The sequence below is a fragment of the Nocardia sp. NPDC051900 genome (assembly GCF_044452545.1).
In the GTDB taxonomy this organism is placed as follows: Bacteria; Actinomycetota; Actinomycetes; order Mycobacteriales; family Mycobacteriaceae; genus Nocardia; species Nocardia sichangensis.
In genome coordinates this window covers 132,938-146,917 of record NZ_JBITBU010000018.1, presented here as the reverse complement: position 1 = coordinate 146,917, position 13,980 = coordinate 132,938, and the positions used below count along the sequence as shown (strand labels likewise).

The following is a 13,980-nucleotide window of genomic DNA, read 5'->3' as shown; positions in this document are numbered from 1 at the left end:
TGGGCTCAGGGAGACTTCACAATCCGCTTGCGAACCGAGTTGTGGCATCTCGAAATTCCGGATCGACTGCCGGTGAAATGCCTTGGCATTGCTAGGTTTCAACCGTTCCCGGCCTCGCCGAAATACGATGTCACCGGTTAGGAGGCGGCATTGTTCGCCGAGTTCACGCACTGGACCGATACGCTCGTCCGGCGGCGGTTCACCGTCATCGGGTTCGTCGTCGCCGCACTGCTCGCGCTCGGTGCGTACGGCCTCGGGTTGGACGAGCACCTCAGCGTCAGCGGCTGGAACGATCCGACTTCGGAATCCGCGCGGGCGGTCCGGCTCAAAGACGAGGCGTTCGGCCACGACCACATCGCCGATGTGCTCTTGCTGTATCGCGCCCCGGCAGGCAAGACTATCGACGACCCCGCCTTCGCCGCGACGGTCGTGGGTCACTTGAACGGCCTGCCGCAACGCTTTCCGGACCGGATCGACAAGATCAACGCCACCTACTGGTCCACCGACACCGGGCTGCACCTACCGGACATCTTCGGCTCCGAAGCCCGCGACTACGCCTTCGCCTCCGTCGCCATTCGCGGCAGCGACGACACGGAGATCATGCGCAACTACCGAAAAGTCGCCGACCAGTTCCGGATACCTGGCATAGACATGGAGGTGGCGGGCGGGCAACCCGTCGCGGCCGCCCTCAACGACACCATGGCCCACGATCAGCGTCGCATGGAGCTGTTCGCCGTTCCCGCCGTGGCGGTGCTGCTGTTCTTCCTGTTCGGCGGCGTCGTGGCGGCCGCGCTGCCGCTCATTGTCGGCGGACTGACCGTGCTGGGGGCGTGGGGGGTCATTCGGGCCATGACCACCGTCGTCGAGGTGAACTCCTTCGTCTCGCCGGTGGTCTCGATGGTCGGCCTCGGCTTGGCCATCGACTACGGTCTGTTCATCGTGAGCCGGTTCCGCGAAGAGCTGGCCGACGGCCGCGAGGTACCCGAGGCCGTGCGGCGCACGGTCGCGACCGCCGGACGCACCGTGGTGTTCTCCGCGACCATCGTGGTCGTCGCCGCGGGCGCCATTCTGCTGTTCCCGCAAGGCTTTCTGCGCTCGTTCGCGCTCGGTGCGATGGTGACGGTGGCGCTGGCGGCGCTGATCTCGATCACGTTGCTGCCCGCCATGCTGGCCGTGCTGGGCCCCCGCGTGGACTGGTTGGGTTTCAACCGGTTCCACGCGCGCCGCGCCGGCGATCGAGAGGCGGACAATCCGTGGGGCCGCGTCGCTGGATGGGTGATGAAACGACCTCTGGCCGTGGCGGTTCCCGTGGTGGCCGTCCTGGTGCTGCTCATCGTCCCCGTGCGCGACGTGGCCTTCGGTGGCATCTCCGAGCGCTTCCTGCCGCCGCGTCATCCGGCCCGCACGGCGCAAGAGCACTTCGATCAAGTCTTTCCGCTGCGGCAGATCAATCCGGTCGATCTGGTACTGATCACCCACAACACCGCCGATATCGAGGCGGTGGTCGCGCAGGCCGGACGAGCCCCCGGACTCATCGCGCCGTTCCCGCGCGCGGTGCAGGGACCGGCGCATCCGAGCGTCTTCACCACTTCGACCGTACTGCGGGACGCGCACGACGCGAACGCGACCATCGACTATCTGCGTTCCATGCCGGTGCCGAAGGGAACGACGGTGCTGGTCGGCGGGCAGCCCGCGGTTCAGCGCGACAGCGTCGACGCGCTGCTGCGCCGGATGCCGCTGATGATCGCGCTCGTCTTCCTGGTCACCACCGTGCTGATGGTGCTGGCCTTCGGCTCCCTGGTGCTGCCGCTCAAGGCCGCGCTGCTGAATCTGCTCGGGCTCGGCTCCACGCTCGGCATCCTGACCTGGATCTTCGTTCAGGGCCACGGCGCGCGGCTGCTGGAGTTCACCCCGCAGCCGATCATGGCGCTGGTACTGGTGCTGATCGTCGCCGTGATCTACGGGCTGTCCACGGACTACGAGGTATTCCTGCTCGCCCGCATCGTGGAGGCGCGGGCCGCGGGCGCGACGACCACCGAGGCGGTGCGCGCGGGCATCGCCCGCACCGGCTGGATCGTCACCGCCGCCGCCCTGATCCTGTTGGTGGTGACGGGAGCCTTCGCGCTGTCGGATCTGGTCATGATGCAGTACATCGCCTACGGCATGGTCGCGGCGCTGTTCATCGACGCGACGATCCTGCGGATGCTGCTGGTGCCCGCGACCATGCGCCTGCTCGGCGACGCCTGCTGGTGGGCTCCGTCCTGGCTGCGGCGCGGCGGCCCGCACCGAACGTCTCCGGAGCCACGCACCGAATCCGTCCACGGCGCCGAACACCCGTAGTTCTCGAACGGCCGGGGCACCCCCAGCGTGGAGCGCGGCCGACACCAGGGGGCGAGCCTCGCCGAGTTGTCGCCGTCAGCCCGCGACCGACCAACTGAACGGACTCGTGGCGGCACGCGCGCGGTTCGGCAGCGCCAGCGCCAGTGCGGCCAGGCCGAGAGCCGCGACGGCGACGGCCGAGAGCATGATCATGCTGCCAGGCAGCGTGTGCGCGCGGAAGAACAGCGCGCTGAGCACCGCCAGTCCGACCGAATTGCCGATCTGCTCGATGGTGGGCAGCACGCCCGACGCCTCGCCCATGGCCTGCTCGTCCAATTCCGCCAGCATCAGCGGTTGCAGCGGCACGCCGAAGACCCCGACGCCGAGGCCCGCGAGAAACGTCGGCCCCAGCACCAGCGGAAGGTTCACGACGCCATCCCCTACGTACAGGTATCCCACTCCCACCGCGACGCAGCCGCCGAAAACGGCGATACCGCCGGCCAGCGCTCGAGTCCCCCAGCGGCGCATCAGGATCGGTGACAGCAGCGCACCCGCGCCCGCACCGAGGGCGAACGGCGTCATGGCGATCCCGGTACGCAGCGCGGAGAACCGCAGCACGTCCTGCAACAGGATCGAGACGGTGAACACGAACGCGGTGAACAGGCCGAAGAAGATCGCCACCAGTGCCGATCCGATCGCGAATCCCCGGTCGGCGAAAAGGTCCAGCCGCACCAGCGCGCGGCCGCCTCGGCGGCGCGTCGCGCGCTCGTGTGCCACGAACACCGCGCCGAGCACCACCGCGGCCGCGATGTACACCCCGTGCAGGGCCCGCCAGCCCGCCTGTTGACTGTCCGACAGCGCGAACAGCAGCCCGAACAGCGCCGCGGTGGCCACCACGGCCCCGCGCAGATCCAATGGCTCCCGATCCCTCGCCGGGCCCGATCGCAGGTAGCCCGCGGCCAGCGCGATCGCCACCACACCCAACGGCAGATTCATCAGGAAGATCGCGTGCCAGCCGAGCCCGAACGGGTCAAGGGTGATCAGCGCGCCGCCCAGGATCGGGCCGAGCATTCCCGCGAAACCCGCTGTCGCGCCGTACGCGGCGAAGGCGTATTGATGATGCTCACGGCGGAAACTCGCGGTGATGATGGCGATGGTCTGCGCCGCCATCCCCGCGCCCGCCACGCCTTGGACGATCCGGGCGAGCACCAGTTCCATCGCGGTGGTGGACATCCCGCACCACACCGAGGCCACCGTGAAGGCCACCGCCGACCACAGGAACATCCGGCGGCGGCCGGCGATCGCACCGACGCGAGCGGCGGTGAGCAGCACGCAGGCGAACGCCAGCGAGTACCCGGCCACCACCCACAACTGCTCGGACCGCGACGCCCGCAGCTCCGCGGTGACGACCGGGAGGGCGGTGTTGACGATCGTCACATCGATCATCTGCATGAAGACCGAGATCAGGCACGCTCCGAACGATCCGAGCGCCACCGCGGCCTCTTTGCGGGTCATCGGATCGCCGCTTCGATCATCGGCCACGAATTGCGCAGATCCTGATGCCAGTAACCCCAGGAGTGGGTGCCGTTGGGCCGAAAGTCGAAGGTCGCATCGACACCCAGCTGACGCAACCGGTCCTGCAACTGGTGCGTGCACAGGTTCGCCACCGCCTCCAACGGTGCCCCGAATACCAGCTGGTAGAGCAGGTGCGCGAGGTCGCCGTGCGCGCCCTCGAAGTTGTCCTTCGGGCCGGGCAGCCCGGTACCGGTGGCAACGTAGATGGCGGTGCCGCGCAGCCGGTCCGCGTGCAGGTACGGATCGTTGGCGCGCCATGCGGGATCGGTCGGCGGCCCCCACATGTTGACGACGGTGCCACGCTGTTGCGTGACCACCGCCTGAACCACCGCCTGCCCCGCGGGGTCGCTGGTGCGCACGCAGCCGCTGTAGGAACCGATCGCCTTGTACAAACCCGGTGCGGCCATGGCCAACTGGAACACCGAGGTGCCTGCCATCGAGATGCCCGCGATGGCGTTCGTCCCGGTGCCGTGGAAGGTGGCGTCGATGAGCGGCGGCAGCTCTTCGGTGAGGAAGGTCGACCAGCGCTGCCTGCCGAGGACCGGGTCGTCGCTGCGCCAGTCGGTGAAGTAGCTTCCCGCACCGCCGAACGGGATCACGACGTTCACCTGCTTGTCGCGAAAGAAGTCGACGAGATCGGTGCCGTCGAGCCAATTCCCCTCCGAACCACCGTTGGCGCCGTTGAGGAGATAGAAGGTCGGCGCCGGTGTGTCCGGATCTGCCGCGCGCAGCACCCGAATTCGCGTAGCGCTGTTCATCGCCGCCGAGTACACCTCGAGTTCGGATTGCCGGTCGGATTCGAGCCGGGTTTCCACTATTCGCGAGCCGTCCGCTGCGACGGGTCGCGATGGATCGGCGCGGACCACCGGCTGTGCGCCGATCATCACGCAAGTGAAAATGAGCACCGCGGCGAGTACCGCGCCTGTTCGATGCGAATATCCGGGCATGTCGACTCCTGGCCCCGGGTAGGAGGGCTCGAATTCGCAGTCAATAACATCGGGCGGCCCACCCGCCGGATTTTCGAGTGATCCTGTGTTTCCTACCAATTCGATTCGTCGACTATTTGCCGTATTTCCCAAACCGGGCGCGCGACCATTGCGATCCCGGTGCGGCGGAACCTAGCGTCGAGCGCATGGCGTTCCCTCGACTGTGCCGCGACTCACGCGGAACAGTCCGGCGCGCAATGCTCTTCGCACTGCTGATGCTGATCTGCTCCGGAAGCCCGGCGGTCGCCGAGCCACCCGCGATGCGACCCGCACACGGTCGAGCCGTCGAGCTGACCGTCTTCTCCCCCGCGATGGGCGCATCGGTATCGGTCATCGTGCTGCCACGCCCGGACCCGTCCCGTCCGGCTCCGGTGCTGTATCTGCTCAACGGCATCGACGGCGGCACCGCGGGCGACGGCTGGACCGACCGGACCGACGTCGACCGATTCTTCGCCGACCGGCAGGTGACCGTGGTGGTGCCGGTCGGCGGCGCGGGCAGCTACTTCACCGACTGGCGCGCCGACGACCCGGTTCTCGGCCGGCCGCGCTGGACCACGTTCCTCACCCGCGAGCTTCCCCCGATCATCGACGCCACCTTCGGCGGCACCGGCGCCAACGCCATCGCCGGAGTCTCGATGACGGGCACCTCGGTGTTCCAGTTGGCCATGGCCGCACCGGGTTTGTACAAGGCGATCGGTTCCTACAGCGGCTGCGTGCGCACCAGCGACCCCGCCGGACAGGCCATGGTGGCCACGATCGTCACCGCGGAAGGCGGCACGGTGGCGAACATGTGGGGACCGCCGGGCGATCCGGCCTGGGCGACCAACGATCCTTACGTGCACGCGGATCGGCTGCGCGGCACGACGATCTACGTGGCCGCCGGAAACGGGCAGGCGGGCCCGCTGGACCAACCGCACAGCACGGGAATCGACGGCAACCCCGCGAAGATGGCGGACCAGTTGGCCATCGGCGGCATGCTCGAAGCCATCTCCGACCGCTGCACCAGGTCACTGCGCGACCGCTTCGCAGAACTCGGCGTCCCCGCCACCTTCGATCTGCGGCCCAGCGGCACCCATTCCTGGGGCTACTGGCAGCACGACCTGCACAACAGCTGGCCCTTGTTCGAATCCGTTCTGCGCTAGCGGCTCTGGGGCGATCCGCGATCAGCGCCGTCAGGCGCACCCTTCCAGGGTTGCGTGTGCCAGTTCCTCGACCACGTCGCCGATCTCATGACGCTTACGCAGCGCTTCGAGCTGGCGTCGGGCGCCGTTGCCACGCTTGCCGAGGTCGGCGATCGCTTCGGTGACGAAGGTTTGGTCACCGAAGTCCCGCAGCGCGGGCTCGATGTGCGCGACGAGTTCGTCCAGCAAATCTCGGTGTGGAACCACACGCCCTTCGACGGGATCGAGTCCGTCGCCGTCCAAACCCGACTGCGCGGCGTTCCAGTAGGCAGCGCGAAGTACTTCGGCAGGGACGGGCGGGGCGGGTTCACCCTGTTCGATCGCCCGCACCCCCATGGTGACGGTGGCCCTGATCAAGGCGGCGAGCAGCGCGGCTTCCTCCACGGTGGCGGGTACGTCGCTGACCCGCACTTCGACGGTAGGGAACGATTCCGAGGGCCGGATGTCCCAGTACACCATCTTGTTGTCGAGAATGCTGCCGCTGGCGAGCATTGTCGCGACGATCGCGTCGTAGTCCTCGACGGAGGCGAAGTACGGTGGCGGTCCCGCGCTGGGCCAGCGCCGCCACAGAATGCTGCGCCAACTCGCGTATCCCGTCTCGCTGCCACGGTAGATCGCCGAATTGGCGGTCAACGCGAGGAATACCGGCAACCACGGACGCACGTGATTGCCGACCAGTATCGCGGTCTCGCGATCGGGCACACCGACGTGCACATGGCATCCGGACAGCCCTTGTTCATGGGCGATCATGCCGAAGCTGTCGGCGATCCGCCGATATCGAGGCGTATCGGTGACCGGGAACCCTTCGGGCACGGTCGGGGGCACCGCGACAGCGAGGAGCCGAGCGTCATTGGCGGCCGCGCATTCGGCGACGGTCCTACGCAGCGTGCGCAATTCCGTGAGCAGGTCGCCGATATCGGAATGCACCCCGCTACTGGTTTCCACCTGACAGCTGGTCAGCTCCAACTGCAGATCGATGTCCGCCTTCTTCGCCGCTTCGGCAACTCGGATGTTGGCCGGTGCGGGGGCGCCGGTTTCGGGGTCGGTCAGCAGGAATTCCTCTTCGACACCGACAGTCGGTACATGGTTGTCCATGGTCGTGATCACGCCCTTCGATACTTCGGCCGGTATTCCTCGGTGGTAGCGGCCCGTCTCGCGCCGATGTGATCCGCCCAGGCCACTTGCCTACCTGTGTGTCGGCGGAGCGAGCAAATGTGTTCGGGCCGTACCCCCTTCGCACATGCCCAAACGATCGGGCACCGGCTGGTCAGCCGCCGTAGCCGGTGCGGTGGCTCTCTCGATTGAGATCGCGCCGACGGGGTAGATGCCACGTACCTGCGGTGTATCCACCCGTCTTCCGGTCACCGCGCACGACGGAGGTAGCGACATGGCCGAACATCACGACACGGCACCCGGCAGCGTGCCGGCAAACGTTCTGTCGCGCAGGGACTTCGCCGACAGGGTGTTACGTGCCGCGGCAACTCCGGAACGAATCGCCGACGTCGTCGCGCGGATCGTGGGTGAGCGCATCGAGATCGGGCCGGTGCCGGTAGCTTTGAACGGACTCGTGCGCGCCACCGCGATCGCCGAAGCCGGACCCGTACACGCCGTGCGATGCGACTGCGGACCCTGGGATATGACGATCGCGGTGCCGATCCTGCTGCGCCTGCGCGTCCGCCTGCCCGGTCGAACGCTGCGATACATCGGCGCGGCCCGCGTACTGATCCGGCTCGCGTTGATTCCCCGCGAACCCTGCGGATTGTTACTCCGGACCGACGAGGTCCACGCCGATGACCTCACCATCAGGATGCGCGCTCGCGACCTCACATCCCGACTCGCCGGAGGGATCGGCCGGGTCGAATCCACGGTGGCCGAGCACATCCTGCGCTACATCGACGAACTGTTCGCCGGCCCCGCGTTCGGCGGCATACGCGACATCGATATCGCCGACATCATCGACCGCGCCTGGGACGCGGGTCTCGTACTCCGCTTCCCGGACCGAGCCGCGAGCTGATCCGCATCAGGGCGGTACATCGACTCGGACCGGCGGGGGCGAGGGCGACACATTCCTCGCCGGCCGCCGGCCCCAGGTCCGCAAGGCAGGACCGTCGCAGCGCGGCATCACATCGTGCGTTGCGCCAGCCACGCGTTCGGCCGACATGGGGTGGACGGTGGCGGCTTCGGCTCCGGGTCCCATACGCCGGACACGCCGACGGGGATGGCGCAGAGCCGCGCCTGCGGATGTGCGGCAACGGGCGGGAACTGGCATCTGCCGGGTTTCCCGACCGGGTACTTGCGCGGCACTCAAGTTAGTGCTATAAGAAATCTGTGTCCAATGGCACAACTTATCTGATTCGTTCTATGCAGAATAGAGTGAGTTGGAGGTGACGACCATGCTGATGCGCACTGACCCGTTCCGCGATGTGGAACGTTGGACGCAGCAGGTGTTCGGCACAGCGGCCCACCCGGCGGTCCTGCCCATGGACGCCTGGCGTGCGGGCGACCAGTTCGTCGTCGAGATCGACGCGCCCGGCATCGATCGGGATTCTCTCGACCTGAATGTCGAGCGCGACGTCGTGACCGTTCGCGCGCGCAGGCCGGAACTCGACGCCGATCGCGAGATGGTGGCCACCGAGCGGCCTCGCGGCGAGTTCAGCCGCCAACTGCTCCTCGGCGACGACCTCGACGTCGACCAGGTCCGCGCCGACTACGCCGATGGCGTGCTCCGTCTGACGATCCCGCTGGCAGACCGGCCCGAGCCGCGCAAGATCGAGGTCGCTCGCGGCAACGGGCACAAGGCGATCGACGCCTGAACCCGGGACGGGAGACGTCGTCATGCCCGATTCGGCTGTACGTCCGCGGTCACTCGACGAGTGCGACGCCTGGCTGCTGGATCCCGACCTCGAACGATTGTTCGCCGAGGTGGACGCGATCCTGTGCGAGGCAGGGGCCCGGTTACGCGGGCGGGCGCACCCGTCCATTCCGGCGCCGGGACCGCGGCGCGCCTCGAGCCCCCGTCCCGGCCGGAACACGCTCGGGACGCACGGGTGGCACCCCGAAGCGGGGCCTGCCACCGAACGCGGTCCTCCGCACAACCGCCACCGCACAGTGACGGAATTCCGAAGAAGGAGGTGATGCCCGCATCCCACTGAGAAACCGGTTCCGCGGCGAGGCGGTCGCCCCCTGCACCAGGCGCTTGCGAGCACCAGCGAGCATCTGCTCCACGCGCACCGCCACACCATGTGGCACGCAGGGATGACAGCTCGCCGCAGGAACAACCTCTCGTAGTCACGTCACTCTTCTCCTGATCGGGGGAGGGACCGCAGACCCCTCCCCCGACTCCGACCGGCGGTTTGCCGGGACGCGGCCAGGGTAGGCCGGAAGAGATTCATCAGGGTGCCAAGAGGAGGCTGTGATGCGACGCGCGCTTCTGATCGTTCACGATATGCCCGCGGGATTCCCGCGGTGACCGACAACTCTCGTCACGTGGGTGGCTATGCCGCGACGATGGTTGCGTACGCGACTGTAGTGGCGGCGGTCGCACTGCTCGGGAACGCGACAGGTCGCAAGCTTCCGCGCGATATGACCATCCGTGATCTGGTGGTCACCGCGTTCGCCACGCACAAGCTGTCCCGCTTGGGGACGAAGGCCGCGGTGACGGCTCCGGTGCGCGCAGCGTTCACGCGACCGGTCGCAGCTGACGGTGGGCCCGGAGAGGTGGCCGAGGAGCCGAAGGCGACCGACGGCATCGGGCGCAGCATCGGTGAGTTGCTCAGCTGCCCGTTCTGTTTCGACGTATGGGCGATCACCGGTTTGACCATCGGACACGTTTTCGCGCCGCGGATGACGCGCGTGCTGACCGACGCCGCGGCCGCCTTGGCAGGCGCCGATTTCCTGCACCTCGCATATGCCACCGCTCAGCAGATCGCCGAGGGCGAACACCCGGCGCTGGTGGGCTGACGAAGCGGTGTCGCACCGATCCGGTTACATGGGCCGCCATCCTGCGATACCTGGTTGGGAGCGACCCGCCCGCACCGTCGAAATCCTCGGTGCGGGCGGGCCCGTTGCAGCCACAAGGTTTGTGGCTATCGCCCCGGCCGCAGCCGCAATCGGCATCGGCGGCTGGATCGATGCGATCGCGGCAGGTCGTGCGGCGCGGGGGTGGTATGGGTGCGGGTGTAGGTCAGCACCTGGGTGGCTTCGGGTCCGCGGTCGGTGTCGGCGGCCGTGAACACGACCGGTTGCCCAGCGGTGAGTGTCTTGTAGCCGGGGGCGCAGATGGCGGTGTATCGGACGAACACCGCCTCACCGCCATTGTCCGGGGTCAAGAACCCGAAACCTTTTTCCTTGTTGAACCAGGCCACACATCCGTGCTGCCAGCGCGGCAGTTCCGCGGCGCCGGTGTGCGGGTCGGGATGGACGTTGCTGTCAGTAGGCGAGGCAATCGTAGTCGTCATCGGCGGTAGGTGTGATCCAGGCTTGATCGATGCGGTCGCTGATATCGGCGGTGTCGAACGCGGCACGGATGCGCTCGGTCAGCGGGTGCAACCCGCCGGTGTCCAGTCCGATATCACGGTCGTCGGCACGCACGGGGGTCTGCTGGTCGGCCAGGTCACCGTCACCGTAGAGCGGGATCGTGGTCATTCGTCACTCCTCCGAGGTGAATTCCGGTTTCGGGAGGTGGGCTCGGAGCCCGCCGAGCCCACCCGTGAGGAAGAGTCGAGAACGAGAGATCGACAATCGTCGTTTCCTTGGGATACAGCAATCACCTCGCTTTCACGATCTCGTGCACCTCTGGAAGGGGGTGATAGCGAAACGTTCCTGCCCGGGTGGATCGCACGCCGGGACCAGCATGGCCGTCACCTCCACTCAGTCTTATCTCTCAATGACAGATTGGATTATCTCTGTCAGCCAACACAGATTTCTTCTACCACTCCTGTGATATCCGCGCAAGTCCCAACCCCTGCCTCTTCCTCTCTCGTTCGTCGCCCGGTGCTCGACGCCTTCACCGGCTTGATACAGCGCGAAGGGGATACCCCGGCTGAGAGCCGAGCGCGCGTGGCGCAGGCATGCGGCTATCGAGACCGAGGGAAAGGGGCCCGCATCGTGTCGAGCACGCTCGTCGCGCTCTACCAGGCGTCGGGCGAAGGGCCGCCCGGCCTGCTGCCCGCACGCCAGCAGATGGCGTTCTCACTGGGCTGGCACATCGTGCTGGCCTGTTTCGGCGTCGCCTTTCCCGCCATGATCTACGTCGTGCATCGCCGTGGCATCGTTCACCACGACGCCGTGGCGCTGGGCTTGGCGAAGCGGTGGGCGACGGTGTCGGCGATCTTGTTCGCCATCGGCGCGGTCTCCGGAACGGTGCTCAGTTTCGAAATGGGGCTCTTGTGGCCGGGGCTGATGGGCCGCTTCGGCGACGTGCTGGGCTTGCCGTTCGCCTTCGAAGGGCTTTCGTTCTTCATCGAAGCGATCTTCCTGGGCATCTACCTCTACGGATGGGGTCGCATGCCGCCGCGCCGCCACCTTGCCATGCTCGTGCCGATGGGGGCCGCCGGGGTGGTCGGCACCTTCTGTGTAGTCAGCGTCAACGCGTGGATGAACAACCCGACCGGATTCCGGCTCGCCGACGGTGAGGTGACCGAGGTGAATCCGTGGCGTGCGATGTTCAACGGCGGGGTGTACCTGCAGTTCGCGCACATGTGGGTCGGAGCCTTCATGGTCGTCGGATTCCTCGTGTCCGGCGTCTACGCCGCCGGTCTGCTGCGTGGACGTCGCGACCCTCATCACCGGCTCGGGTTCACGGTCCCGTTCGTCTTCGCGACCGTCGCCGCGCTCGCCCAACCACTCCTAGGGCACGTGCTGGGGATGCGGGTGCACGATACGCAACCGTCGAAGCTGGCCGCGTTCGAACTGGCCGCCACCACCGAAGGGCCCGCCCCGCTGCGATTGGGCGGCGTTCTCGTCGATGGAGAGGTGCGGGGAGCGCTCGAGATCCCCCGGCTGGGTTCCGTCATCGCCCGCAACTCGCTGACCGCCCCGGTACCCGGATTGGACTCGGTGCCGGTGGCGGATCGGCCGCCGGTCAACGTCACCCACCTCGCCTTTCAGACCATGGTCGCCATCGGCACCCTGCTCGCGCTCATGGTGATCGTGTTCTGGCTGCTGCGCTGGCGGCGCCATGACCCGTTGGCCGAACGTTGGTTCCTGGGAGCGGCGGTGGCCGCCGGACCGTTGGCGATCCTGGCGCTGGAATGCGGCTGGATCGCGACCGAAGTGGGCCGTCAGCCGTGGACGGTCTGGCGGGTCCTTCGCACCACCGACGCCGCCAGCACGAGCACCGGCTTGTGGTGGACCTATGTCAGCGTGTTGCTGGTGTATGCCGGGATGACGGTGGGCGCGATCGTCGTCCTGCGTTCCATGGCGCGGCGCTGGCGCACCGGCACCGCGACTATCACCGCCCCCTACGGACCGGGCGCGTCGCCGGTCGACCAGGCGCAGCGCGCCCGCAGCGTCGGAAAGCCGTGACCGATGGATCTCTCGGACGTCGTCGCGACCGCGATGTTCACCGGGGTGGTGCTCTACGCGCTGTTCGGCGGCGCGGATTTCGGCTCCGGATTCTGGGACCTGACCGCGGGCGGACCCCGGCGCGGCAGCCGCTTGCGAGTGCTCATCGACCACAGCATCGGACCGGTCTGGGAAGCCAACCACGTGTGGCTGATCTACATTCTGGTGTTCCTCTGGACCGCCTACCCTGCGGTGTTCGCCGCCGTCATGACCACCCTGTTCATCCCGATGAGCCTGGCGCTGCTCGGAATAGTGCTGCGCGGGGCGAATTTCGCGTTCCGCAAGTACTCCGCGACGCTGCGTCAGGCGCGCTTGTTCGGCGCCTTGTTCGCGGGCGCGTCGCTCATCACGCCGTTCTTCTTCGGCACCGCGGTCGGCGCGATCGCCTCCGGCCGGGTGCCCGCCGACGGGTACGGCGACCGGTTGCGGTCGTGGTTGAATCCGACCTCGATTCTCGGCGGTGTTCTGGCGGTCGGGACGTCCGCATTCCTGGCCGGCGTCTTCCTCACCGCCGACGCCGCGCGCTCGGGCGACGACGCCCTCGCCGGATACCTGCGCCTGCGCACACTGATCGTCGGCGGCGTGACCGGGGCGGTCGCGATCGCGGCGATCGCGCCGATCCGTCACGACGCACCTACCCTCGGCGCCGGACTCCTCGGGCGCGCCCTTCCGCTCATCGCGGTCTCGGCGGCCGCGGGGGTGCTCACCCTGACCTTGGTGTACCGCCGCCGATTCGGGTGGGCGCGCGTTCCCGCGACGGTCGCGGTCGCCGCGATCGTCATCGGGTGGGCCGTCGCGCAGACGCCATGGATCCTCGTCGATCAGATGCTCATCGCGGATGCCGCCGGTGCACGAGCAACCCTGGTGGGACTGCTCGCCGTCGTCGCCGCCGCCGCGGTCACCGTGCTACCCGCCCTGGGCTATCTGTTCTGGCTCACCCAGACCGACGCGTGGGTCCGCGACGAGCCCGCGCGTACCGGCTCACCGGAACAGGCGTAGCTACTCCGCCCCAGCGGCACCAGATCCTGGGGTTGCCGGCGGCAGGACCCGTACAGCAGCCGGCACCTGTTCGAATCGGCGCTGCGGGCTCTGGCGCGATCCGCGATCAGCGCGTTTTCTTCCACGCGGCGTACCGCCCGGGCACGCAGACCGCACAAGGCCGGTAGCCAGCGGAGATCGCGTCGGATTCGGTCGCGAAGAAGACGCGATGCGTGCGGTAGGCGCCCCTGGCGAGCGCACGGAGCGCCGAAGGGCAGTCCAGACGGCCGTAGATGCGGCTGCGACGGTGGCCGCCGTATCGCCCGGGGACGATGCTCCGATACGGTCGGCCGTCGCCGTCGAGCAAGGTGTACACG

13 protein-coding genes are annotated in these 13,980 nt (G+C 67.8%); 7 read left to right on the top strand and 6 right to left on the bottom strand.

The window, feature by feature from the left end:
- Window positions 1–150: 150 nt before the first annotated feature.
- Window positions 151–2,340, top strand: a complete 2,190-nt coding sequence (locus tag ACIA5H_RS27900; protein ID WP_397078358.1) for an MMPL family transporter — start codon at window positions 151–153, stop codon at window positions 2,338–2,340.
- A gap of 75 nt (window positions 2,341–2,415) precedes the next feature.
- Here ACIA5H_RS27900 and ACIA5H_RS27895 read toward each other — a convergent pair whose 3' ends face one another.
- Window positions 2,416–3,861, bottom strand: a complete 1,446-nt coding sequence (locus ACIA5H_RS27895; RefSeq protein WP_397078356.1) for an MFS transporter — start codon at window positions 3,859–3,861, stop codon at window positions 2,416–2,418.
- The gene (locus tag ACIA5H_RS27890; RefSeq protein WP_379251820.1) at window positions 3,831–4,841 is read right to left on the bottom strand and encodes an alpha/beta hydrolase; all 1,011 of its coding nucleotides are present in this window, start codon (window positions 4,839–4,841) and stop codon (window positions 3,831–3,833) included. Before ACIA5H_RS27890 ends, ACIA5H_RS27895 begins: the two co-directional genes overlap by 31 nt.
- A gap of 236 nt (window positions 4,842–5,077) precedes the next feature.
- On the opposite strand from ACIA5H_RS27890, the gene ACIA5H_RS27885 reads away from it, so the two are divergent.
- Window positions 5,078–6,022 (top strand): alpha/beta hydrolase, encoded by a 945-nt coding sequence (locus ACIA5H_RS27885; RefSeq protein WP_379251821.1) that lies wholly within the window; start codon window positions 5,078–5,080, stop codon window positions 6,020–6,022.
- Window positions 6,023–6,052: 30 nt separating this feature from the next.
- On the opposite strand, the gene ACIA5H_RS27880 is transcribed toward ACIA5H_RS27885, so the two are convergent.
- Window positions 6,053–7,156, bottom strand: a complete 1,104-nt coding sequence (locus ACIA5H_RS27880; protein ID WP_397078411.1) for a glutamate--cysteine ligase — start codon at window positions 7,154–7,156, stop codon at window positions 6,053–6,055.
- A 292-nt stretch (window positions 7,157–7,448) separates the two neighbouring features.
- Here ACIA5H_RS27880 and ACIA5H_RS27875 point away from each other — a divergent pair, with 292 nt between their 5' ends.
- The 3 genes from ACIA5H_RS27875 (at window position 7,449) to ACIA5H_RS27865 (ending at window position 10,021) form a co-directional block, all read left to right on the top strand.
- Window positions 7,449–8,075 (top strand): hypothetical protein, encoded by a 627-nt coding sequence (locus ACIA5H_RS27875; RefSeq protein WP_397078353.1) that lies wholly within the window; start codon window positions 7,449–7,451, stop codon window positions 8,073–8,075.
- A gap of 379 nt (window positions 8,076–8,454) precedes the next feature.
- Entirely contained in the window at window positions 8,455–8,874 is a 420-nt protein-coding gene (locus tag ACIA5H_RS27870) for an Hsp20/alpha crystallin family protein (RefSeq protein WP_397078351.1), read from the top strand.
- 652 nt (window positions 8,875–9,526) lie between these two features.
- Complete coding sequence (locus ACIA5H_RS27865; RefSeq protein WP_379251824.1) at window positions 9,527–10,021, top strand: DUF1360 domain-containing protein; 495 nt, start codon at window positions 9,527–9,529, stop codon at window positions 10,019–10,021.
- 125 nt (window positions 10,022–10,146) lie between these two features.
- Here ACIA5H_RS27865 and ACIA5H_RS27860 read toward each other — a convergent pair whose 3' ends face one another.
- Both ACIA5H_RS27860 and ACIA5H_RS27855 read right to left on the bottom strand, forming a co-directional pair.
- Window positions 10,147–10,518, bottom strand: a complete 372-nt coding sequence (locus ACIA5H_RS27860; RefSeq protein ID WP_397078349.1) for a cold-shock protein — start codon at window positions 10,516–10,518, stop codon at window positions 10,147–10,149.
- On the bottom strand, window positions 10,490–10,705 hold the full coding sequence (locus ACIA5H_RS27855) for a hypothetical protein (RefSeq protein ID WP_379251826.1): 216 nt from the start codon (window positions 10,703–10,705) through the stop codon (window positions 10,490–10,492). Before ACIA5H_RS27855 ends, ACIA5H_RS27860 begins: the two co-directional genes overlap by 29 nt.
- Window positions 10,706–11,167: 462 nt before the next feature.
- Between ACIA5H_RS27855 and ACIA5H_RS27850 the strand changes: the two genes are divergently transcribed.
- Window positions 11,168–12,586 (top strand): cytochrome ubiquinol oxidase subunit I, encoded by a 1,419-nt coding sequence (locus ACIA5H_RS27850; RefSeq protein ID WP_397078346.1) that lies wholly within the window; start codon window positions 11,168–11,170, stop codon window positions 12,584–12,586.
- A 3-nt stretch (window positions 12,587–12,589) separates the two neighbouring features.
- On the top strand, window positions 12,590–13,624 hold the full coding sequence (locus ACIA5H_RS27845) for a cytochrome d ubiquinol oxidase subunit II (protein ID WP_379251828.1): 1,035 nt from the start codon (window positions 12,590–12,592) through the stop codon (window positions 13,622–13,624).
- Between the two features lie 106 nt (window positions 13,625–13,730).
- Here the strand turns inward: ACIA5H_RS27845 and ACIA5H_RS27840 are convergent, their stop codons facing one another.
- Window positions 13,731–13,979 (bottom strand): Ada metal-binding domain-containing protein, encoded by a 249-nt coding sequence (locus ACIA5H_RS27840; protein ID WP_355070936.1) that lies wholly within the window; start codon window positions 13,977–13,979, stop codon window positions 13,731–13,733.
- Between the last annotated feature and the right edge of the window lies 1 nt (window position 13,980).

Bases quoted from the DNA above. Each gene is read 5' to 3' on its own strand.
- ACIA5H_RS27870 (WP_397078351.1), top strand. From the start codon at position 8,455: ATGCTGATGCGCACTGACCCGTTCCGCGATGTGGAACGTTGGACGCAG.
- ACIA5H_RS27845 (WP_379251828.1), top strand. From the start codon at position 12,590: ATGGATCTCTCGGACGTCGTCGCGACCGCGATGTTCACCGGGGTGGTG.
- ACIA5H_RS27890 (WP_379251820.1), bottom strand. From the start codon at position 4,841: ATGCCCGGATATTCGCATCGAACAGGCGCGGTACTCGCCGCGGTGCTC.
- ACIA5H_RS27855 (WP_379251826.1), bottom strand. From the start codon at position 10,705: ATGACCACGATCCCGCTCTACGGTGACGGTGACCTGGCCGACCAGCAG.
- ACIA5H_RS27885 (WP_379251821.1), top strand. From the start codon at position 5,078: ATGCTCTTCGCACTGCTGATGCTGATCTGCTCCGGAAGCCCGGCGGTC.
- ACIA5H_RS27860 (WP_397078349.1), bottom strand. From the start codon at position 10,518: ATGACGACTACGATTGCCTCGCCTACTGACAGCAACGTCCATCCCGAC.
- ACIA5H_RS27880 (WP_397078411.1), bottom strand. From the start codon at position 7,156: ATGGACAACCATGTACCGACTGTCGGTGTCGAAGAGGAATTCCTGCTG.
- ACIA5H_RS27875 (WP_397078353.1), top strand. From the start codon at position 7,449: ATGGCCGAACATCACGACACGGCACCCGGCAGCGTGCCGGCAAACGTT.